This is a genomic window from Paenibacillus sp. GCM10023252, from assembly GCF_042653305.1.
Lineage (GTDB): Bacteria > Bacillota > Bacilli > Paenibacillales > Paenibacillaceae > Pristimantibacillus.
On record NZ_JBHSHW010000030.1, the window covers coordinates 104,980 to 127,204 of the forward strand.

Genomic DNA, 22,225 nt, shown 5'->3' on the forward strand with positions numbered 1-22,225 from the left:
ATTCCTCCTTACCACAGACTATTGTCGTTCACTTTACGGCTTATATAGTTGGCTGTTATGAGCAGCGTAAGGTTGAATAAGGAATTGAACAGTCCGACAGCCGCGCTGTAGCTCCACCCGAACTCGAGCAATCCCTTCCGATAGACGAAGGAGGAGATGACGTCGGCCGTATTGTAGATGACGGGGTTGTATAAGAGAATGATTTTCTCGAAGCCGACGTTAAGCATGCTCCCCATTCGAAGAATGAACATAATGGTAATGACGGGCAGAATGCCCGGCAGCGTAATGTGAAGCATCTGCTTGAACCGGGAGGCGCCGTCCATTCTAGCTGCTTCGTACTGTTCCTGGTCAATGGACATGAGCGCCGCAATGTAGATGATGGATTCCCAGCCGATGCGCTGCCAGATCTCAGAGGAGACATAGATCGTTCGGAACAGCTCAGGCTTCTCCAGCATCGCCTTCCCATCGTAGCCGAAGGCGGTGAGGAGCGAGTTCAACATACCGTCTGCATTCGTGAAGTCCTTGATGAGCCCGCAGATGACGACCAGAGAGATGAAGTAGGGCATATACGTAATCGTCTGGACGACACGCTTGAACAGCTGATTGCGAACTTCATTGATCAGCAGCGCGAGCAGGATCGGTGCAGGGAATTCGAACAGCAAGGAATAGAGGGAGATGATGAACGTATTCTTCAGTATCCGCCAGAAGTAGTAGCTCCCGAAGAAGTCGCGGAAGTGCTGCAGGCCGACCCAGTCGCTGCCGGTAATTCCCTTCATCGGTGTGTAGTCCTTGAATGCGATGATTGCTCCATACATGGGTGCATAGTGGAAGATGACATAATAGGCAATGACGGGAATCATCATGACGTACAAGTATTTGTTCAGTATAAAATCACGGACGAACCGTTTCTGCCAGCTGACCGACGTTTTCGTTACTGTAGGTGGATTAGCCTCTGCTACGGGTACCGATTGAGCCATCTCTATCCCTCCTTAGAAGGACGGAGGAGCCGCCTGGACTCCCCCGAACTTTTCATGCGCTTAACGATTTTTGTAACGCTCCAGAGCAGCTTTCTGAATCTCAATGGCACGATCCAGCTTGAGCGATTTGAGCTTCTCTACATATTTCTCGAAGGAATCCAGCGGCTCCAGTCCTAGTATGATCTTCAACGTCATCTCATCAACAAGGGTGTCTACATCCGTCATAATCTTCGCATACTCGGAGCTCTCTTCAACTGTTGGGGTCACCGGCGGCATCTGATGCTTATCCATATCGGTCTTGGACCAGATTCCAATGGCATCACGCTGAGTCTGCAGCTGCAAGTATTGCTCGATATAGCGCTTGTCTTGGACGAACGGTCCGGAATAGTTGGCGCGAATGTAGAGAGACATCGCTTGCGCCGGCGCGAGCTTGTCAGGATTCTTCAAGAGCAGGTCGGTATACTTCGGATAATCGCCTTCCATCGTGTAGCTGACGCCTTCCTGGCCGAAGTTGAAGTACATATGGCCTTCATCACTGTAGCCGTAATCGAGTACCTTCATGGCCAGCTCGATGTTCTTGGAGTTAGCCGTTATGGCAACCATGCCGTATGGTGTATAGGCAGGATCCTTCTGCCCGAACATTGGCGTATCGCCCTTCTTCAGGACAGGGTATGGAGCTGGAGCAAGTATACCGTCAGGGTTGTTGCTCGTAACTAGAGGCTGCCACTTGCCGATGCCTCCTCCGGCATTCCCGACGGTTGCTCCTGTCGCGCCAGAGGCAATATTAGCATCCATAGCCTTGCCGTCTGCGGTGGCCAGGTTCTTATCAATGAGTCCTTCAGCATACCAGTTGCGGAACAGGGAGAGGAATTCCTTGAAGCCAGGCTCAGCAGGGCCGAACTTAATGTCTCCATCATTGCTGATGAAGAAGTTCCGAGTAACCCCGAAGGCTCCTGCGAATGCTCCGTTGCCGAGATCATTGAATACACGCGGCTTGCTGTTGACGGCGAAGGGAGCTGCTGCGCCTTTTTTCTCCTTGAAGGCCCTTAGCGTGGCCGTCCATTCATCGATGGTCTCAGGGACAGGAAGCCCTAGCTCATCCAGCCAGTCCTGTCTTACAATCGGACCCTGGAAGGTCATGAGCGATTCATCGCCGCGGATGAACGGGAAGGCATAGTAGCTGCCGTTGTCCGTCTTGATGGCCTTGTCTATCTCAGGATTAGCCTTGAGGTACTTCACGAGATTCGGAGCATACTTCTCCATATAGTCGTTAAGGCGCAGGATATAGCCGTCCTTAATCGCTTTCTCTGGGCCTCCCGGGAACCCGAGGAAGCTGTACTCAATCATGTCCGGCAGCTCGCCTGAGGCGAGCATCACATTCAGGGCTTCCTTCGTCTGGTTGGCTGGCGGTGCCGTGAACTTCACCTTGACACCCGTACGATTCTGCCATTCCTGGTAGAAGGGAACTTCTTCGTGGGCGGACTTGATGCCAACGAGATTACCGGGGAATTCACCCCAATACGTTAAGGTCTTATCTGACTTAATAGGATACGTTGAACCGTTCTCTTCCGGAGCGGCCGCTCCGTTGTCAGGCGCTTTAGTCGACTCGGCATTGGTTGCTTCATTCCCTCCATTGCTGGAGCAAGCCATCAATATAGTAGATAAGATTAGTAAGGCGAGTACAGCGGAGAACCAGTTTTTTCTCTTAGGGTTAACGACAACCATGGGCAGAAGACCTCCTTCAATATCTATCCTTGTGACGGGATGTGAGAGCTGTCAGCTCCTAGGTCCACTATAGGTTAGCGCTTACATAATGACTATTCGCAATATCTCCAATTGCGTCGACAGTTTGCATCTGAAGCATCTACAATATCTCCAATGCCATCTGCATTATCTATTCTAAGAGCGTCTCCTTATACTTGCCGGGGGTTATGCCTTCATATCTCTTGAATGCGCGGATGAAGGAGTTCACATCGCCATAGCCGACCTCTTGAGAGATATCGCCAATGCTCTTCGAACGTTCAGCCTGCAGCAGCAGCTTCGCTGCATCCATTCTTCGCCGGTTAATGCAATCAAGCAGTGCTTCGCCTGTATGGTCCTTGAACAGCTTGGACAAGTAGGTGGGCTTAAGGTTGTAATGAAGACCAATCGTCGTCACATTCAGATTGGGGTCTGCATAATTGTCCTCAATGTAACGGCTAACACTCGCAGTTAATTCATCCAGTCCCCGCTGTCTGTTCTGTTCCATATGGCTCTGTCTCTTGCAGGCCGTATACTCACATACCTTGTGAAGCAGGGCGGTCATCTGCTCCTGCATCTCTTGAACGGTCTCACAAGCGATGAGCCGCTCAATTCGCTTCGGATTCTGCATGAGGAAGCTGTCCTGAGCATCACCTAGCTCATTAATTGTCTTAATCATCGTGGAGGCCAGATTCAGCATGAGGCAGCGCGCGATCGGAATGGATACCCCAGGCTTGCTGAAGTTCCGTTCTATAATGGTGCATAATGTCTCACGTGCCAGCGTGAAGTCGCCAACCTTCATATAATTCATGAGCTGCTGCTCAACCTGGAGCGGATAATAGTAGCCAGAATTGTTCTCTGCCTGTCCTTCCTTCAGGTAGATGGCTTCATAGGACAGAATCTCCTTGCTTCCCTTAATCAGCTTATATTCCATGGCGTCAATGGCCTCGGAATAGGCAGCGGAGATGCCCGGGAAGGCGCGGTGTACCCGGGAGAGGGATAAGGTCAGATGAATATGGTATTCCTTGGCTAAGAAGGCTTGTGACTGGCGGGCCATAGCGGTTAATTGCTCGGAATGGCACTCAGACGGCACTTCAGGTGAGAGATTGACTAGGCAGGCTAGCGTATTGTCCACCTCCGTGACGTACCCTCTATGGCCCCCTTGTCCAGCCATCTCTTCGACGACGTTCGAGATAATGAAGTGCAGGAAGTGAAGCTTGCCGCTCTCATCCATCCCAGTGTTCGGAATACGCTCCATGAATGCGCTGTTAGACTCCATATAGAGCAGAATAACGGCGAAGCTGTCGGAATGGAAGGTCATCTGGAAGGCTTCTAGGCTCTCCTCCACAGGCAGTTGATTGTCCAGCTTCCCCTTCAGCAGCCGCGTCATGAAGTTGGACCGAAGAATATGCCGCTGCTGCTGCTGAGTCAGCTGAATGCGATCCATCTCCATAAGAGTCTGATTAATGGAATCCTGAAGATAATGGAATTCATTCGTGCCCCGTCTATCTTCCCCGTCTCTATGCTGCCTAGCGAACGACTGAACGAGCTGCCTGACGGGATGGTAGTTCATCCAGAGGAAGGCGGCAGTCAGCATGATACCGCCAAGCAGTGAGATCGCAATGCTAGCATAGGTGAAGCTGCGTATCCGCTCGGCCTTCTCCCAGACTAAGCGGCTGGGGATGATGGACACATAATGGAGCTTGGACTTCGAGGAGTAGATAGAGGATACCTCGAAGGTCTCGCCCGCATACGTCCACTGGACGCTGCCATTGGTGTTGTTCAGCTCCCTGTAGGGAAAAGCTGCCGGAAGCGGCTTCGTGCTGGAGGATACCAGCACCTCTTGATTATGGTTCAGTATCATAACATGTCCTTGATTGAAGTGCTCCACATTGCGAATTGCGCCAAGTATGCGGGATTGGTCCATCATAATGACATTCGTACCAATGGGCTTGTCGCCGAAGGCGTTAGGATAGGAACTAATATAAGCAATGCTCTTGACAGGCTTGTTATCAGGCCCTAAGCGAACCATTGGAATGAAGCTGCCCTTGTGGCTGCCCTTCATAATAGCCTGCCATTCTTCATAGGTGAGCGAGGAATCTCGGTGCAGCAGCTCATAGGCGAATCGGCTGTCACGATACGTATCGGCCTGCATGACAATATTGGAGGATGCCATATAGACATAGAATAGGTCGACCATGGAGTAGGAATTTCGGTAGGTGATGAGATCTCGGGTGATTTTGTACAGGTCATATTGGAATTCGTTCGGGAACTTCTGATACTTGTAGGAATCAAGCAGCTCCTTGATCTTCACATTCCAGCTCAGCTCGAAGTTCAGCCGCTCCATCGCTTGGAATTGGCTGTCCATAATCTCACGAACCTGCTTCAAGAGCGAGCTGTTCGCTGCATGAATCTCATGGTTAAGAGCTCTGCTGGACTGATGGTAGACGATAATACTCATGATGATGGGGAGCAGGAGGACAGCCATATAGGAGAGAAGCCAGGTGGTGAGGACGCTTCGCCGGTTGAATCGTAACATTCTTTTGAGCTTGGTTAACATTCCGCACTTCCTCCTAGAGCATAAGGATACAAGATATGCACGGCCCGCAGCGCGGCTCGTCTCTCTGCCGGACCGAAGCATGAGAATCTGATGCTATAGTGATATAGGGCAGCCAAGTTCTATGTAAGCGTATTATTTCCATGATATCATAGATAACATAGCGAATAACATAAGGGAGTGAATAAGTTGCACGTGAAGCTGACAGAGGAGCAAGTGGCGGTGGAATTGGACAAGCGGAGGGGGTGGAAGCGGGAGGGAGAGAAGTGGATCGTGAGCCAATATCGCTTCCGTGAATTCATGGACGCTGTGGCCTTCGTCAACCGAATCGCGGAGGAGTCGGAGAGGCTGAACCATCATCCATTCATTGCAATTGATTACAAGCTGGTTACCGTGCGCATGACGTCATGGCATGCAGGAGGACTGACGCCTCTAGACTTCGCGGCGGCTGATGCGTTCGACGAGGCTTACTTACTAGGTAGGGAAGGACTGGAATGATTCATTGGGGAGGAAGCAGGTTCATAATTGCAGCTAATTAGGAGCTCGCGGCGGGTGTGATGCGAGATATGGTGCAGAAGTGCACCAGGTTGCCGAGCGTTCGGGGGCGACGAGCGGAATAGGGTGCACAAGTACACCCTATTCCGCACCCCAAGTCAGCGGGACAGCCGCACCCACATCTCATTATATGGTGAGCAGCATAGCAGGCTGCGGACGATGGACACCCTGAGGCACATAGCCCAGACTGGTGCTGCAGCCGCACAGATCGGCAAGGAGATAGAGTATGGACAACCACATCTCCGTGCCCATGAGACCTGTAGGATAGCCTGGCTCCAGCTCGAAGCTGAAGCCGCGGTTAGGCTTCCAATGCCTTAACACCCGCTCAATCTGTGCTTCAGCCCACGTGATAGCCTCCTCTCGGCGATAATCCGTCTGCTTCCTGCACAGCCACAGGGGATGAATCACATCTAGTACATTGCAGGCATTCCCAGCACCCTCACGGAAGAAGTTCTTATTCCGAGTATGTCGCAGCACGGTATCAATCGCCGCTTCCGGGTAAGGAAGCGGCATACCGAACTGCGCATACGTCGCCCTCGTCAGACGATAAAAACCGTTAACCGGCTGAAGCCATTGCTGCTCCGGCGTAGGGCTGCCCCACATTCCGCTGGCTGGATCAGCATGGGTCAGCAGCCATCCGAAGAGTGCATCTGGACGCTGCATAGATCCATGATGACGAATATTATGGTATAAGCCAGTCGCATACCCATCGATCCAGTCTCCGCAGCCCCAAGCATTGGTGGACCAGGGCAGCGTGTTCAACTGCTCGTACAGCTGCTCAGCTGTCATCTGCTGGATGACGGACACAGGGTGAGGCAATGATTCGCCAAGTGTCTCCAGTGCATAGCCGACTGCAAGCAAGTGATAGCGTGACAGATGGTCCGACAGTCTGGCGGGCTCGTTGGTAACCGGGTCTGGGAGATGCCAAGGATCGGGGATAAGGCCGGTCTCGGGGTCTTGGGCGTTACCTAATCGAGAGATAATCTCCTCTCTGCTGAAGCCTGGGGGAGATGCTCCGAACAGAGCAGCCAGCTCTACAGCGTCACACCAAGCCCGCAGCGTGCGAGGGCCGCCGCCATGATTCACATAGGTGTATTCGCCGTCTCTATTCTCTATATAACTGGTCAGAAGAGTCTCCATCTGTCCCTTCACCGCCCCACCGAAGGCAGACAGCTTCTCAGTCAGGCGGGGAGAGCCAGAGGCGGAGGAGCTTGTGCGGCCAAGACGGCTTCGGATAACCTTAGCCGGATTGCCTCCTGCGATGGAATAGGGCGGGATAGGCTTCGTAACGACAGCCCCGCCGGCTATGACACTATGCGCTCCAATGGTGACCCCATCGACAATCGTGACGCCTGCTCCAATCCACACATCATCCTCGATTGTAATTCCCTTCGAAGTACAAGGCTGCTTGTAGATCGGCGTATCCACTTCTTCTATGCCATGGTTGAACCCCATAATAACGGCATGGGAAGCGATTCGAACTCCACTGCCAATCGTCACCTTCCCGGCGATAACCGCATAGGCGTTGACAGAGCAGTCTGCCCCCAGCGTCAGGTCTGTATTGCGAACGATGGCCCCTGCTGCAATGAAGCTGCGGTCCCCCATACGTAGCGTGTCCGGGAAGACTGCCGCTAATGGTGAGATATAGCAATGTTCCCCGATGTGAATATCGTACCTGTTGCAGAGAGCTTGTTGCCATGCAGCCTGTTCCTCGCGTTGCCGCTCGGATCGCTCAATCCAAGGCATATAGTTCAGCTCGGAATCCTCCCACTGCTCTGCAGGCTGCTTATTTGCTTGCAGGTTCCACATGTTCATGCCTCCTTCTGTGAGCGTTCTTATTGATCCCCATTATGAAGAGACGTGGAGGTTAAGCCAATGGTAGAATAGATCCATCATTTGTGAATATCGCTTCTAGGTGGTGATCCGTCTTGGTTGATAAAAACGCCTTAAGTCTAATGGCCATTCATATTCATCTGCTGCATGATGAGCATCGTGAGGCAGGCTGGCAAGGAATAAGACGCAGTACGAATCTCCATACCTTGTACTGGGTGCATGAGGGGCGGGGGATTTTCACACAGGGGAATGGAATGGCGGTGGAGGCGGAGCAGGGCAGCTTATTCTATCTGCATCCTGGAGTCCAGCTGTCGATGGAGGCGGATGAACATGAACCGCTTCATATTATTATGATACTGATGGATATAGGAGAGGCAGGTTACGGGGAAGGGGGATGGACCATCACATCACTAACCGAGCCGCTGCCCATCCCCTTCCATCTGAAGTGTACGGGGCAGCTGTTCCAACTCATGAACGCTAGATTTGACCTGCTGCTGAAGGGATGGTCACCGGGCAATCCGCCAAGCGAGTTGCGGACGAAGGTGAAGCTATTGGAGTTCCTTGCAGAAGGGGCGGATTCGGGAGGAGCAATTCGAGAGGGGCGCGCACAGAATACCTCTACTGAGGCCTTGGAGCAGTATAAGCGAGTGCTTGATGAGCAGTACGCTGTGCCTCTGAATCAGCAGGAACTCTGCGAGAGCCTTGGATTATCTGCCTCATACGCTCGCCGCAGATTCCAGGAGCGCTGGGGCTGCTCTCCCAAGGCCTATATTAACTACTTGCGTAACGAGCGTGCGAAGCGGCTGCTCCTCTACACCGATATGCCGCTGAGGTCGATCGCTCAGGCAATAGGCTACAGCGACGAGTATCAATTCAGCGCAGCCTTCAAGCGCATGAACGGCGAAGCCCCGAGTAAATATCGCAGTCGGCACACGGCGCCAGCGGATGAGAGGGTCCAGTAGTGCCAGTGCATGCTGGCAGCTGGTATGGAGCATGTCGCTGCCTGGAGGGGGTGAACCAATGGTTAGCGGGAGAGTGCTAGTGTTCGAGAATAGGGGCCATGGAGCAGACGGGCAATAGGTGCAAAAGTGCACCTATTGCACCTCCCCAATGGGGAGAGGCCGCGCCGCCGGCCCTCACCTACACCGGGTTCGGCACGAAGTCGCCGCCGCGGCATCTTTTCAGATAGTTCAGCCCGTGAACCTGGCCGGTCATCTCTAGCTCGTCCCGGTAGACGGGATCATGCCAGCCTTCGATATCAATGGTGCCTTGGTAGCCGGCTTGGCGCAGGATGGTGATGATGTCGGTCCAATTCGTATCGCCGAAGCCCGGTGTGCGGTGCCAGGCAAATTCCTTCGGCCCATGAATACCGTACTCCTTCACAATATCCCACGCGATCGTAGCATCCTTGCCATGTACGTTCATAATCTTCCCCACCCACTTGCGCAGCTGCGGTATGGGATCGATTAAGCTGACCATCTGGTGGCAAGGCTCCCACTGCAAGCCTAGATTGTCCGCCGGCAGCGCGTCGAACATCAGCTCCCAAGCTGTGGGACCATGTGCAATATTCCAGTCTCCACGGTTCCAGGTTCCGCCCATATCGCAGTTCTCGAAGGCGATGCGTACTCCGCGGTCTGCTGCTCTGCGCGACAGCTCCCCGAATACTTCCTTGAACCGGGGGATCGATTCTTCAATAGGTGCGTCCGTTATGCGTCCAGTGAATCCGGTTACAAGATCTGTCCCGAAGTGATGGGCTTTGTCAATGAGGCGCTCCCAGCTTGCAAGTGTATCCTTATTGTCTCCAGCCCCTGTAAGCGGGTTGCCGAATACTCCAATATGGGAGATGATGGCGTCTGCTCCCTGTTCGGCCAACAAGTCCCGAACCCTCTTGCCTGTCTCCTCTAGATCCCAGCTGCCCGTGCTCTGCCAATACGTAATACCGAAGGACTCGAAGCCATAAGGAAGGATCTGCGGAATGACCTTCACCGCGTTACCGCCGTTAACTAATGTTCCAATTCTAAGCTTGCTCATCTTATCCTCTCACTCCTGCCAAGTAGCTGTAGTCATGCTACCTGCATTATAGACCGGCCATCCTGCGGCAGGCTCTACCTAATCTTGTGCATTAATTGTCTGATCTTGTGATCTTCTGTAGTTGCGATAGAATGAGAGGTATAGACGATTCACCGTCAGGGGATGTGAGAATAAGTTGGAGAAGCCTCAGATCTACTATTATCAGGACTTCATGGATATCGACTTCCCGTTCAAGCTGGAATTTCCGAACGAATCGACGCTTAATCTAGCCTATCACGCCCACGAGCACTTCCAGGTTTGCTATCTGCTGCGCGGAGCTTGTATGCATTATGTCGGAGAGCAGGCGTACTTGATGACCAAGGGGGACATGCTCGCCATCCCGCCCTTCATTCCTCACCGATTCGAGTCTTACCAAGAAGAGAGAGTCAGTATGGTGCAGATCGACTTTATGCCTATCGTCCTGGAACAAGATGAGATGCTCCAAGACACCACGCTTTTTCCCAAAATCGCTGCCTCTCCGCACAGTCAGGTGCTGGTGGAGCAGTTAATTACGAGCATGAAGCAGGAGCATGAACGCCAAGAACCGGGTTATCGGCAGCTTATTAAGGCGGATCTGATCCGCTTGCTTGTTACGATTTTCCGCGAGAGCTCCCGGACTGGCCATGAACGATCTGAACCAGGGCAAGCGGGCAGGGAGAAGTTCTACGAGGCTGTTCGCTACATAGACAACAACTATATCGAACAGCTGCAGCTGGAGGAGGTAGCCCATCTGGCCGCTATGTCTCCGACTTACTTCAGCTATATGTTCAAGGTGCTCATGGGCCAGCCCTTCGTTCAGTATGTCAATGAGCTGCGGATTCGCAAGGCGGCCCAGCTGCTCCAGCTGACGAACAAGAGTGTGATGGAGGTCTGCTTCGATTGCGGCTTCAACAATGTGAGCCACTTCACAAGGACATTCAAGAAGGCAACGGGGCTCAGCCCGCTTCGTTATCGGCGCCAAGGAGCAGACGCTACCTGAAAAAAGCGCAAAAAAGGTTCTCAAAATCGTGCATGTATTCAAGCTGGCCTCCATGTATAGTGATGTAAAGTCACTGAGATGGAGGTCTGCTTGTCTATGTTAAAGCTAGCCTACAGTACCCTTCCTTGCGAAGGCTGGACGGTTCAGAAGCTCATTGGATGCTGCTTGGAGAACGGCTATACCGGCATTGAGCTGAAGGAGGATGCCAACTATGCCATCACTCTGGAGACTAGCCAAGAAGAGCTTGAAGCAGCTTCCCGGCAGTTCCGCGAGGCCGGCATTGCCGTCACCAACATAGGCACTAGGGTACGGTTCAGCGGCGCCGAGGATCATGAAGAAGCTAGGCTGCTGGAGCTCAAGCGGACGATCGACATCGCTGGGACGCTTGGTGCCAAGGGTGTACGCATTATGCTGGGGAACCACTTCAAGTACAAAAGCGCTCCGCCGCTTCCGCTTAATCGGGAGAGAATTATCGAGCTGGTGAGAGAGGCTTGTGACTACGGGCTGCCTCGCGGTGTGGAAGTATGGATTGAGACACATAATGAGTTCTCGACAGGCGCTGTACTGCGCCACTTGCTGGATGAGATTGGCCGGAGCAATTGCAAGGTCGTGTATGACATTATCCATCCGTATGAATTCGGAGAGTCTCCAGAAGTCACCATTCGCCTGCTGGGTGAAGCCTGTGCGCATGTGCATCTGAAGGATGGCGTACCCCCTCACGATCCCGATCTGCTGGATTGGAAGTATACGCTGACTGGTGAGGGGCAGCTGCCTATTGCCTCAATCGTTGCCATTTTGCAAGACAGCGGTTACAACGGCTATTACTCTCTGGAGTGGGAGCCGAAGTGGCGGCCGGAGCTGCGAGAGCTCCCGATTAGCACGGAAGAAGTCATATCGAGATATACAGAATTCATGAGTGAGCTGGCTGCTGAGTGAAGCAGACCTACGAGGAGGAAGAAGAATGAATAACCTGGAAGAGATTCAATCATTCATTGTTGCCAAAACAAAGGAAAATGCCAGCCGGTTCGAAGATAAGCTGCCCCATGCTACGGATGACGGACGCTACCACTTCATGGAGGATGGCTTCTGGGTGGGTGGATTCTGGACAGGGCTAACCTATCTCAGCTATGAGTTGTCCGGAGACCGCTCCTTCCTTAGCGCGGCTGATCGCTTCAAGCACCGATTCATCAAGCGTCTATACCAAGACCGCCACACGACCGATCATGACCTTGGCTTCTTGTTCAGTCTCTCCTTCGTAGCGGACTACAAGCTGACAGGGAACAAGCAATCCCGCCAGGTTGGTCTAGATGCTGCCGCTGCACTGGCCGATCGGTTCAACGATAAGGGGAAGTTCATTCAGGCTTGGAACGTGTGGACCCCGGGGGATGCCTTCAGCGAAGGGAATAGAGGAAGAATCATAATTGACTGTATGTATAATCTGCCTCTGTTGTTCTGGGCAAGTGAGGAGACAGGGGATCCGCGCTATCGGGAGATTGCAATTGCGCAAGCTGATACCTGTCTAGGTACGATCGTGCGGCCTGACTATACGACGTATCATACGTACCTGTTCAATCCCGAGACCGGAGAGCCAATCGGAGGCCGCACCTTCCAAGGCTATGCTGACGATTCCTGCTGGTCGCGCGGACAGTCTTGGGCCATTGGCGGCTACGCGCATGCTTACCGTTATACCGGAGATGTGAAGTATCTGGAAGCGGCGAAGAGCTGTGCGAAGGTGTATATAGACCGGCTGGAGGAGGATCTCGTTCCGAAGTGGGACTTCCACTTCCATGGGTATGAGAATGACGAGCCTCGCGATACGTCAGCAGCTGCCATTACGGCAGCCAGCCTGCTTGAGATTGCTAAGCATGTGCCGCAGGAAGAGCGCGCCTATTACTCCGACTTAGCCGAACGAATAGTAGAGAATCTATATCAGTTCTACTCTACCAAGGATGAACCGGAGCACGAGGGTCTGCTGAAGGAAGCGACGGCGCACAAGCCGAAAAATTCGGGTATTAACGTATCGCTGATATACGGAGATTATTACTTTGCAGAGGCCGTTGCCCGGTTGGCTAACCGAACGGTTATCTATTGGTAGAGGAGCAGCCCAGGATGAAAATATTAATCGCAATGGGAGCGTCCGAGGTAAGAGACAGCTTTTTTACAGAACGTGCGATTGAGGAATTGAGGAAGGCGGGGGAGGTTGTCTTCAACGAGACAGGGTCCTTCGCCATGAATAAGGAACAGCTAATCGCCCATATAGAGGATGTTGATGTGCTGTTCACGGGGTGGGGCTCGGCGAGAGTGGATGCGGACGTGCTGGCCCATGCCAATTCGCTTCGCATACACGCCCATACCGGAGGGACAGTAGCATCGGTCATCAGTGAGCAGGAATATAACCGAGGGATTGTCGTGCTGAGCGGTAATGACATCTACGCCAGGAGTGTGGCGGAGGGCTGCCTGCTCTATACGCTAATGAGCCTTCGCCGAGCAGATGAATACTTAGCAGCTGTACGCTCAGGAGGATGGAGACCTGCGGTTGACCGCAACCGGGGGCTGATCGGCCGGAAGGTTGGCTTAGTCGGATATGGAGCTATTGCCCGTTATTATGCTGAGCTGCTGCGCCCGTTCGATGTCGAGCTATCCGTCTACTCGAAGTATGTGGCGGATGAGGAGCTAGTTCGTATCGGTGCGCGAAGAGCGACACTGGAGGAGATCTTCTCCTCCTGCGAAGTCATCTCGCTGCACTCTGCGCAGAACGCAGAGAATCGGGGCATCATTACAGCCGAGCTTCTGCGCAGCATTCAAGATGGAGCCCTCTTCGTGAATACGGCGCGCCCGGGTCTGATCGACCATGAAGCGCTGCTGCAGGAGCTGAGGACAGGCCGCTTCCAGGCCGTGCTGGACGTGTATCCGGAGGAGCCGCTTCCGGCGGATAGTCCGCTGCGTGAGCTAGGTAACACGATGCTGTTCCCTCACATAGCCGGTCCAACCTTCGACATGAGGGAGAAGGTCGTGCTGGACTTGCTCCAGGACGTTCAGCGTATCGGCAGAGGAGAAGCGCCGCACAATGCTATTCCTTACCAGTATGCGATTCGGATGACGGTCTAGCTGCCCTTCTGCTATTCTAGAGTTGCTGCAGGGAGTGACTGCTTCCGCCTTGCTGCCGATCTAGAAGGGGGTCCTATATGAGTATACGCTGGATGGTGAATGGACAGGCGCTTCGGGCCGAGCATATGACCACCGATCATCAGGTGAACCGCAGAGGATTAATTGCAAGGAGACATCAGCATCCTGTCTTCCATCTCATGTACATTCTGGATGGAGAGGGCTGCTTCCTGTTGAATGACCGTGAGACAATGGCTCGGAAGGGAATGCTCTATCTGATTCAGCCAGGTGAATGGCATGGATTCTCGGGGAGTGAGCAGCTGCCGCTGACCAATCTGGAGTGCACCTTCGTCCTTAGCGGAGAGGATGGTCAGCCTCAGCCTGTGCACTTGTGGGGCGGAACGGAGAGCGGGGCTGGTGAGGATGGTCAGCTGCAATTGGACTTGAAGGAAGGCGAATCAACGCAGACAGCCGAGGAGTCTTACCAGCAGCTAGTCCGTGAAGGGCCGATCGCCGTTCCTCCTCATCTGGAGCCCGTACTGCTGGAAGGCTATCGAAGGCTGCTCAATCCTGTCCGCTCCTATCTGTCTAAGGAGCACCAGTCGCTCATGGTCATGGAGTTATTGCTGCGTACCGAGGAAGTGCTGCGGCGAATCTACCAAGCACAGCACGGCGAAGGAATGGCCGAGGGTGCAGGAGCGGGTGCAGGGAGCGGGGCGAGGATGACCGAGCTGCTTCAGCAATATATGAGCAGTCGGCTAGGGCAGCAGATGACGCTAGAGGAGCTTGCAGGATTCGTCCACTTGAGCCCGAATTACCTATGCCGCGTGTTCAAGGAGCACAGCGGGCTTACTCCGATGGCTTATCTTCAGCAGCTGCGAATGATCGAAGCGGAGAAGCTGCTATTATATACCGATTTGCCTGTTTATACGATATCGGAGATGGTCGGATATGAGGATTCGTCTTATTTTGCAAGGGTGTTCCGCAGGTATCATAGCCGTTCTCCTTCATCATACAGGATAATATAGTCCGCATTCCGGTTAGAATTCTACCTTCAAGTGGAAGCGCTGCCTTGGTACGATAAGTGTAGCAGCAGAGCAGCCCTTAGGAGGAATGGACAATGAGATTAACGATGGAGCAAGTTATTCAGTATCAGACCCATGGCTACTTAGTAGCAGAGGGTGTATTAACAGATGAGGATCTACAGCCTGTCATTACGGAGATGGCCAAGGAGATTGACCTGCGGGCGAGTGTCCTCTATGCGGAGGGCAAGATTACCGAGCTTCATGAGACGGAATCATTCGAGCGCCGATATGCTCTGCTGTATGCGCAATGTCCGGAGATTGGCCGTGCATTCGATATCATGGATATTCTGGGCGAGGCGATGTTCGAGTTCCTAAGGAATGACAATCTGCTGGATGCGGTAGAGTGCCTGCTCGGCTCCGAGCTCAGCTGCAACCCCATTCAGCATATCCGTGCTAAGCTGCCGTGGAAGGCACGGGAAGGACAGGCGGAACCGAACACGTTCGAGAATGTCCCATGGCACCAAGATTGTGCGGTTACCACACCCGACTCAGAAGCTTCGGAGATCATTACGTTCTGGATGCCGCTTGTTGATGCGACGGCGGAGACAGGCTGTATGGAGATTATGCCTGAGGTGTTCAAGCTGGGGTACTTGGAGCATCAAGCCGAGGGAGGGACGACCATCGTGCCTGCACAGCTCCCTCATGTTCAGCCGGTGCTGGCGGAATGCCGCAAGGGCGGAGTGGTCATTATGAACAAGTACACGCCCCACCGCGGCACTACGAACAACTCGGACATTGTTCGCTGGTCGCTCGACCTGCGCTATCACAAGACGGGAGCCGCATCAGGCCGTTCCCATCTCCCAAGCTTCGTCGCGCGGAGCGCTGCTCACCCCGAGTCCGTGCTGGACAGCCACCAGGAGTGGCGGTTGCTCTGGCAGGATGCGCTGGCGAGCAAGGAGCAGAGGAGCTTGCACCGGGTGTAGGGAGTGGCACCGAGACCGGAACCCAGAGGCATGGGGGACGAGGATACGGCTGCGGGATGCGGGATGCGGGAGGTATGGAGGACGTGGATACGGCTGCGGGAGCGGAACCGGATGCTGATGGGGAAGCAGGTGTGAGTTAGAGGGCATTTTTACCTCTAATCCGCTCTGCAGACTGGGATTGTGTGAAATAGAGGACATTTTTATCTCTAATTTGCTCTACAGTCTGGGATTGTGTGAAATAGAGGGCATTTTTACCTCTAATTTGCTCTGCAGTCTGGGATTGTGTGAAATAGAGGGCCATTGTTACCTCTATGATTGCTTGGGGGCTTCATACTACACCACCTGCACCCGTTGCAGGCGGTGGGAGAAGAGAGAGGCGCAGCAGGCTAACGCTGGCTGCGCCTCTTGTTCGTATACGCGGATGAAGCTGCTCAGCTAAACTATTCAGGCGGCAGGGAGACCGGTGCAGGTACAGGTACAGGTGAGGGAGCCAGTGTATGTGCGTGTGGGGGATACAGATGCTGGAGAGCTTCATGCTGAGCTGGGCTAATCTCCACTGCTGGGCGTATACGCTTAACTGTGCTCTCTGCCTCTTCAACAGATACAGCTAGACCGAGCTCGAGCAAGGTGCCAATGGCAACCGTCCCTGTGCGTGCTAAGCCTGCAGCGCAGTGGATAGCGACCTTCTTGCCCTCGTGATAAGCCTCAGTTACCTGCTTGATTGCTTGGCTAATGACGGCTTCCTGACCGGGCTCAGTGCTATTGTTGACTAATGGAATGAGAGTCCGCTTCACAATAGCATCTGTAGGAACAGGATAGCTTCCTTGCACTTCAGCTCTTAAGTCCACGATAAGGTCAACACTCTCAATGCCGATGAAGGAGTCTACATCCGCGGCGCTTCCAATCAGAATTCGATGGTTATAGAGGTTCTGGTAGGTCGGTCTGATTAATAGAGGCTGCTCGGGGAGTCCAGCATCAGAGCCAGTACCAGAGCCCGCACCAGAGCCAGCGCCAGCGCCTGCTCTGACAGGAGTGAGCGATTGAAGATGAAGTGTCCCTATCTCTGCAGCTGTCCCGTCGTCTTGAATTATGACCTATCAACCTCCTAGATATCGTATACGGTACGGCCGCCAACCGCATCCAGCTTCCTCATATGTCGTATACGGTGCCGCGGAGGCCGCCGGCCGAATCAGGCTGGGGCGCCAATAGCCGGTCCAACAGATACTTCTCATAGTAGGAGAAGCTGTTGTCCTTCTGCCGAGGCCGCGCTAGTGTGATCGTCATGTCCAGTGTAATCTGGCCATTCTCGAGCAGGATGACCCGATCCGCCAGCGCAACGGCTTCGCTCACATCATGGGTAACGAGCAGGGCGGTGAAGCCCCGCTGCTCCCATAGCTGCTCGATCAGCCGCTGCATCTCGATCCGCGTCAGCGCATCCAGCGCGCCGAGCGGCTCATCTAGCAGCAGCAGCTGCGGCTGGCTCACCAGCGCTCTAGCCAGCGCCACCCGCTGCCGCTGGCCGCCGGACAACACAGTCGGCCATTGCCTCGCCTTGTCCTCCAGCCCAACTAATCGCAGCGTGTCCGCAGCGGTCTCTCTTGCTTGCTGCGGAGATACCCCTTGAATGCCGATTATCACATTGTCCAGCACGGTCAGCCAAGGCAGCAGCCGGGCATCCTGGAACATGACACGAGCCTCAGGCTGTATACCCTTCACAGGAGTGCCCCCTAAGGAGATTGTGCCTTGACTCGGAGGCTCGAGGCCTGCGGTTGTCCGCAGCAGCGTGCTCTTCCCGCAGCCGCTGCGGCCGATGATGGCAATGAACTCACCCTCCGTCACGGAGAGGTGAAGATTGTGCAGGACAGCTGAGCTGCCATACGACTTCGCCACGCCATCCAGCGCAACGGAGAGGCCGCGCCTGACGGAGTCCGAGGTACCTAGCTGCGATAGAGGAGATTCAGGCAGTTCATGCGGATCAGAGGATAATTCCACCGCCTCCCTCAGCCGATCTCGATGATCTTCGAGGTGCGTGTGTCTCTGGCGAAGTGGGGATGCCATTGCAACCATCTCCTCTCAAGCGACTTGGCGGCGAGGTCCGACAGCTTGCCTAGCACCGCATAGATCAGAATGCTGAATACCACAATATCCAGTTGAAAAAACTCTCGAGCATTCATCGCCATATACCCAATTCCCGCATCCGCGGAAATCGTCTCCGCGACGATAAGCGTGAGCCACATAATGCCTAGCGCGTAGCGCAGCCCGACTAATATAGAAGGCATCGCCCCGCGCAGGATAACCTTGCGATACAGTTCATAAGGCTTAAGTCCGTACACCTTACCCATCTCAATGAGACCGGGGTCGACCGAACGGATGCCGTGCAGCGTGTTCAAGTAGATGGGGAACATAACCCCTAGAGCAACAAGGAACAGCTTCGCTTGCTCATCAATGCCGAACCAAGCGATGACCAGCGGAATTAAGGCTAGATGAGGCACGTTCCGTATCATCTGAACGGTAGAGTCTGTCAGCTTCTCTGCGAGGGGAAGCACACCATTCAGCAGGCCAAGGACGAAGCCGATGCTGCCGCCGATGAGGAAGCCGATGAACGCTCTCCCTGTAGAGATGCCAATGGCCTCGGCCAATTCCCCGGACAAGGTCAGCTTCCATCCGGCTACGAATACCTCTATAGGGGTCGGCATGACCCGGTCAGATATTAGGCCCAGACTGCCGAGCAGCTGCCAGAGCACGAGGATGACGATAGGAATAATCCAAGGCAGCGCCTTGTCTGGCGTATGTCTCACGATACTCCTTGCTAAATTCATAGGGAAGCCTCCTCGTTAGTGGGCCGAAGCTCTTGGCGTCGGACGTACGACATTCGCGATCAGCTCGCCGAACGGCGAGATGGAGGAAGGCCCTTGGGCAGGGCGCTGCTCCAGCGGAAGATGAGGGAACAGCAGCTCGGCGACCCGGTAAGCCTCCTCCAGATGCGGATAGCCGGAGCAGATGAAGGTCTCGATACCAAGCTCCTCATACTCCTTCAGCCGCTTAGCAACAGTAGCCGGATCTCCGACTAAGGCTGTACCCGCACCGCCCCTCACGAGACCGATTCCCGCCCATAGGTTAGGACTAATCTCAAGGGAGGAACGGTCCCCGGCATGAAGGACCGACATCCGCTTCTGACCGACGGAGTCGAAGCGGGCGAAGATTGCTTGCGCCGCAGCAATCGTCTCCTCGTCCAAGTGCTTGATGAGATCTTCAGCTGCTTGCCAAGCTTCGTCTTCCGTCTCCCGTACGATGAGGTGCAGCCGGAGACCGAACTTAACGGCTCGGCCCTTCGCAGCCGCGGCCTTCCGAACGGCTTCAATCTTCTCCTTCACCTGATCAGGCGGCTCTCCCCAAGTTAGGTATACTTCCGAATGCTCTGCAGCCACCTCTATTGCAGCGGGGGAGGAGCCGCCGAACCATAGCGGCGGATGAGGCGATTGTATAGGCGGGTAGAGCACACGTCCGCCCTCAATACGCAGATGCTTGCCATGATGGTGAACGGTCTCCCCAGCAAGCTCCTTGCGCCATATATCCAGGAATTCATCGGTCAGCTCATAACGCTCGTCGTGGTCCAGGAATAGACCGTCTCCTGCCAGCTCGACTGGATCTCCACCGGCAACCACGTTAATTAGTAGACGACCGCCAGACAGGCGATCGAAGGTAGCCGCCATTCGTGCAGCTACCGTAGGCGAGACTAAGCCTGGTCTAACGGCAACGAGGAACTTCAGCCTCTTCGTGGAGTGGATAAGCGAGGAGGCTGTAATCCAAGGATCCTCGCAAGAGCTGCCGGTAGGAATGAGCACTCCGCCGTAGCCGAGCTTGTCGGCAGCTTGGGCGATCTGCTGCATATAGTCGGCGTCAACCGCACGCGCACCGCTGCTCGTACCGAGATAACGCCCATCGCCGTGGGTTGGAATGAACCAGAATAAGTCCATGTTAAGCCCTCCTTAGTGGTATGAATTCGTTGTATATTCTGTATTGCAGCTCGCAGGGCTGCTATGTGGCGACTAATTGGCCGCTTTAGTCGCCGCCGCCGTCTCGCTGTCTCAGCTGTCGCCTCGCTGTCTCAGCTGCCACCTCAGCTGCCGCCTCGCTGCCTCAGCTACCGACTCGCCGCTGCAATTCAATTACTTAGCTAGAATGGCATCCTTAATTGAGATATCCTTCGGGATTAGCTCCAGCTCGCGGAACTTGTCGGCAATCTTCTGTTGTTCAGCCACCAGCTCATCGTTAATCTCCTGTACGCCATAGGCTCTGCGCTTTGAGGCGATGAGCAGAGACTCTACATCAATGCCGAGCTGCGGCGACAGCTTCTCCGCCAGCTCCTGCGGATGATCCTTCGCCCAAGCATCTACCTTATCAGCCTCTTCCAGCAGGGCATCAATAACATCTGGATACTTCTCAGCGAACGGGCGGCTCGCCAAGTAGAATTCATGGTTGGAGACGACATCCGTACCGTCTGCGAGAATTGTCCCTCCGGTTGCGGTCTGAGCAGCGGCGAGGAACGGATCCCAGATGACCCAAGCATCTACACTGCCTTGCTCGAATGCAGCACGTGCATCAGCCGGCTTCAGGAATTCAACCTTCACATCCTTGTATTCCACTCCAGCCTTCTCCAGCTGCTTCACGAGCAGATAATGCACATTCGAGCCCTTGTTCAGCACGACTCTCTTGCCCTTAAGGTCCGCTACACTCTTAATGGATGAGCCCATAGGGACAAGGATGCCTTCACTCTTCGGACTAGCCGGCTCATGGGCAAGATAGACGAGAGGAGCACCTGCAGCTTGTGCGAAGATCGGCGGAGCCTCTCCCGTATGGCCAATGTCAATGCTGTCCACGTTGAGAGCCTCAAGCAGCTGGGGTCCACCAGGGAATTCGGTCCATTCAATCTTAATGCCCTGCTCGGCTAATCTCTTATCCAGTGACCCGTCCGCCTTCAGAATGTTAATCGTTCCATACTTCTGGAAGCCGATTCGGACGGTGATGTCCTTCGTAATCGCTGCTTCCGCTTCCTTGCCAGCGTCCTCTGTGCCTTCCTTCGTTCCCGTGTTCGTATTCGTATTACTGTTGCTGCCGCAAGCGGCAATAACTAAGACGGCCATAATGGTCATAATAGCAAGTGTTAATCTACGCATGATAAGATCTCCCCTAGTCTCTTAATAGTCGTTAACCCCGCATCCCTTATATACAAAAAACCTCCTTCAATCAGACCGAGCTTAAGTAAGCTCAGCAGATAGAGGAGGTCTCCGGTTGTCCGGCAGTCCTTCATATATAATAAATCCGATAGATTAACTATGTTTAATTACATAGTACCACCAATTACAAAAGGGTGTCAATCGGAGAATTCAAGCTTCTGCGGTATTCACTTGGCGTCATACCGGCAATAGCTCGGAACACGCGGCCGAACGATTGTGTGTCTCGATAGCCCGCCTGCTCCGCGACGAGCGCAACCTTGAAGTCGGTGCTTGCGAGCAGTTCACAAGCCGCTCGAACACGAGTATGCTGCAGCCATTCCTGGAAGGTATGCCCGGTGTGCTGCTTGAACAGCCGGAAGTAATGGCGCTCGCTCATGCTCGCCATCTCCGACATGAATCGTATCGTCAGCTCCTCCCCAATATGATCTTGCATGTATGCAATAGATTGCTCCATAGAGTGGTGACCGTCAGATCTTCGCCGCGAAGTCGGCTCAGTGCTCTCGCGTGCGAGCACAACGAGCAGCCGGGTGAGCATCCCTTGCAGCACAGCTCCATAGCCGGGGCGCCTCAAGCTATGCTCTTCCAGCATGCTGGCGAATAACGGCTCAAGTGCGAGGCTGTGATCGTATAGCCCGAAGCCTTCGGGCTGACGTTCCTCATCCGCTAACCGCAGCGCCGCGGAGAGGGAGAGGTCATGAACAGCGGCATTCGCTTCATGCCAGGCGGACTCGGTGAAGATACAGTTGTACACAATGAGCCGATTCCTGCCATTCGTTGAGCTGGGCCGCAAGATGTGGGAGGTGCCGATTGGCAGCATGAATAGATGCCCCTTGCGCACAGGAATGACCTGCTCACCTATGTAATGGAAGCCGCTGCCCTCCGACACGTAGGTCAACTCGATGAAGTCATGGGCATGATAATGGAGCTCGAACGTCTCCTCGACGCGGTTCACATAGATTCCTAGATTGGTATGAAATAAGGTAGAGCCCTGCAGCAACCCCGAAGCTGGCTTCATTCGCTTCTCTCCTCTGTACAACAGCTGTGATGGTCATGTTCTTAGTATAAGGGATTAGCTGCATGTCATACATACCCTATATCATTGTCCGGATTACCATTAGATATGAGTGGCAAAGGCAGGTATGCTGATGTTAGTTGTAAGCGCTG

General features: G+C 54.0%; 20 protein-coding genes. 9 read left to right on the forward strand and 11 right to left on the reverse strand.

Features of this window, described 5'->3' with window-relative positions:
• Positions 1-8: 8 nt before the first annotated feature.
• The 3 genes from ACFO9Q_RS18410 to ACFO9Q_RS18420 all read right to left on the reverse strand — a co-directional run bounded on the left by ACFO9Q_RS18410 (position 9) and on the right by ACFO9Q_RS18420 (position 5,277).
• Entirely contained in the window at positions 9-977 is a 969-nt protein-coding gene (locus tag ACFO9Q_RS18410) for an ABC transporter permease (protein ID WP_379184789.1), read from the reverse strand.
• Positions 978-1,037: 60 nt separating this feature from the next.
• Positions 1,038-2,702: an extracellular solute-binding protein gene (locus tag ACFO9Q_RS18415; RefSeq protein ID WP_379184791.1), complete on the reverse strand. Its 1,665-nt coding sequence runs from the start codon at positions 2,700-2,702 to the stop codon at positions 1,038-1,040.
• A 169-nt stretch (positions 2,703-2,871) separates the two neighbouring features.
• On the reverse strand, positions 2,872-5,277 hold the full coding sequence (locus ACFO9Q_RS18420) for an AraC family transcriptional regulator (RefSeq protein WP_379184793.1): 2,406 nt from the start codon (positions 5,275-5,277) through the stop codon (positions 2,872-2,874).
• Between the two features lie 192 nt (positions 5,278-5,469).
• Here ACFO9Q_RS18420 and ACFO9Q_RS18425 point away from each other — a divergent pair, with 192 nt between their 5' ends.
• Entirely contained in the window at positions 5,470-5,772 is a 303-nt protein-coding gene (locus tag ACFO9Q_RS18425) for a 4a-hydroxytetrahydrobiopterin dehydratase (protein WP_379185011.1), read from the forward strand.
• Positions 5,773-5,955: 183 nt separating this feature from the next.
• Here the strand turns inward: ACFO9Q_RS18425 and ACFO9Q_RS18430 are convergent, their stop codons facing one another.
• Positions 5,956-7,638 carry an acyltransferase gene (locus tag ACFO9Q_RS18430; protein WP_379184795.1) on the reverse strand — a complete coding sequence of 561 codons (1,683 nt, stop codon included), beginning with the start codon at positions 7,636-7,638 and terminating at the stop codon, positions 5,956-5,958.
• Positions 7,639-7,757: 119 nt separating this feature from the next.
• Here ACFO9Q_RS18430 and ACFO9Q_RS18435 point away from each other — a divergent pair, with 119 nt between their 5' ends.
• Positions 7,758-8,624: a helix-turn-helix domain-containing protein gene (locus tag ACFO9Q_RS18435; RefSeq protein WP_379184797.1), complete on the forward strand. Its 867-nt coding sequence runs from the start codon at positions 7,758-7,760 to the stop codon at positions 8,622-8,624.
• A 178-nt stretch (positions 8,625-8,802) separates the two neighbouring features.
• Here ACFO9Q_RS18435 and ACFO9Q_RS18440 read toward each other — a convergent pair whose 3' ends face one another.
• Positions 8,803-9,693 carry a sugar phosphate isomerase/epimerase family protein gene (locus ACFO9Q_RS18440; protein WP_379184800.1) on the reverse strand — a complete coding sequence of 297 codons (891 nt, stop codon included), beginning with the start codon at positions 9,691-9,693 and terminating at the stop codon, positions 8,803-8,805.
• A 175-nt stretch (positions 9,694-9,868) separates the two neighbouring features.
• Here ACFO9Q_RS18440 and ACFO9Q_RS18445 point away from each other — a divergent pair, with 175 nt between their 5' ends.
• The 7 genes from ACFO9Q_RS18445 to ACFO9Q_RS18475 all read left to right on the forward strand — a co-directional run bounded on the left by ACFO9Q_RS18445 (position 9,869) and on the right by ACFO9Q_RS18475 (position 15,959).
• On the forward strand, positions 9,869-10,711 hold the full coding sequence (locus tag ACFO9Q_RS18445; RefSeq protein ID WP_379184802.1) for an AraC family transcriptional regulator: 843 nt from the start codon (positions 9,869-9,871) through the stop codon (positions 10,709-10,711).
• 96 nt (positions 10,712-10,807) lie between these two features.
• Positions 10,808-11,647 (forward strand): sugar phosphate isomerase/epimerase family protein, encoded by an 840-nt coding sequence (locus tag ACFO9Q_RS18450; protein ID WP_379184804.1) that lies wholly within the window; start codon positions 10,808-10,810, stop codon positions 11,645-11,647.
• Between the two features lie 25 nt (positions 11,648-11,672).
• Entirely contained in the window at positions 11,673-12,806 is a 1,134-nt protein-coding gene (locus ACFO9Q_RS18455; RefSeq protein ID WP_379184806.1) for a glycoside hydrolase family 88 protein, read from the forward strand.
• A 14-nt stretch (positions 12,807-12,820) separates the two neighbouring features.
• Entirely contained in the window at positions 12,821-13,819 is a 999-nt protein-coding gene (locus tag ACFO9Q_RS18460; protein ID WP_379184808.1) for a hydroxyacid dehydrogenase, read from the forward strand.
• A 77-nt stretch (positions 13,820-13,896) separates the two neighbouring features.
• Complete coding sequence (locus ACFO9Q_RS18465; RefSeq protein ID WP_379184810.1) at positions 13,897-14,844, forward strand: AraC family transcriptional regulator; 948 nt, start codon at positions 13,897-13,899, stop codon at positions 14,842-14,844.
• 92 nt (positions 14,845-14,936) lie between these two features.
• Complete coding sequence (locus ACFO9Q_RS18470) at positions 14,937-15,824, forward strand: phytanoyl-CoA dioxygenase family protein (RefSeq protein WP_379184812.1); 888 nt, start codon at positions 14,937-14,939, stop codon at positions 15,822-15,824.
• Between the two features lie 3 nt (positions 15,825-15,827).
• Positions 15,828-15,959 carry a hypothetical protein gene (locus tag ACFO9Q_RS18475; protein WP_379184814.1) on the forward strand — a complete coding sequence of 44 codons (132 nt, stop codon included), beginning with the start codon at positions 15,828-15,830 and terminating at the stop codon, positions 15,957-15,959.
• Positions 15,960-16,264: 305 nt separating this feature from the next.
• On the opposite strand, the gene ACFO9Q_RS18480 is transcribed toward ACFO9Q_RS18475, so the two are convergent.
• From ACFO9Q_RS18480 to ACFO9Q_RS18505, 6 genes are all read right to left on the reverse strand, one after another.
• Complete coding sequence (locus ACFO9Q_RS18480; protein WP_379185013.1) at positions 16,265-16,915, reverse strand: protein-tyrosine phosphatase family protein; 651 nt, start codon at positions 16,913-16,915, stop codon at positions 16,265-16,267.
• Positions 16,916-16,973: 58 nt separating this feature from the next.
• The gene (locus tag ACFO9Q_RS18485; protein WP_379184816.1) at positions 16,974-17,882 is read right to left on the reverse strand and encodes an ABC transporter ATP-binding protein; all 909 of its coding nucleotides are present in this window, start codon (positions 17,880-17,882) and stop codon (positions 16,974-16,976) included.
• Positions 17,825-18,643: an aliphatic sulfonate ABC transporter permease SsuC gene (gene ssuC, locus ACFO9Q_RS18490; protein ID WP_379184818.1), complete on the reverse strand. Its 819-nt coding sequence runs from the start codon at positions 18,641-18,643 to the stop codon at positions 17,825-17,827. The genes ACFO9Q_RS18485 and ssuC overlap by 58 nt, the downstream gene beginning before the upstream one ends.
• 15 nt (positions 18,644-18,658) lie before the next feature.
• Complete coding sequence (gene ssuD, locus ACFO9Q_RS18495) at positions 18,659-19,801, reverse strand: FMNH2-dependent alkanesulfonate monooxygenase (protein ID WP_379184820.1); 1,143 nt, start codon at positions 19,799-19,801, stop codon at positions 18,659-18,661.
• 192 nt (positions 19,802-19,993) lie between these two features.
• Positions 19,994-21,001, reverse strand: coding sequence for a sulfonate ABC transporter substrate-binding protein (locus ACFO9Q_RS18500; RefSeq protein WP_379184822.1), 1,008 nt, complete (start codon positions 20,999-21,001; stop codon positions 19,994-19,996).
• A 184-nt stretch (positions 21,002-21,185) separates the two neighbouring features.
• On the reverse strand, positions 21,186-22,076 hold the full coding sequence (locus tag ACFO9Q_RS18505; RefSeq protein ID WP_379184824.1) for a helix-turn-helix domain-containing protein: 891 nt from the start codon (positions 22,074-22,076) through the stop codon (positions 21,186-21,188).
• Positions 22,077-22,225 lie beyond the last annotated feature (149 nt).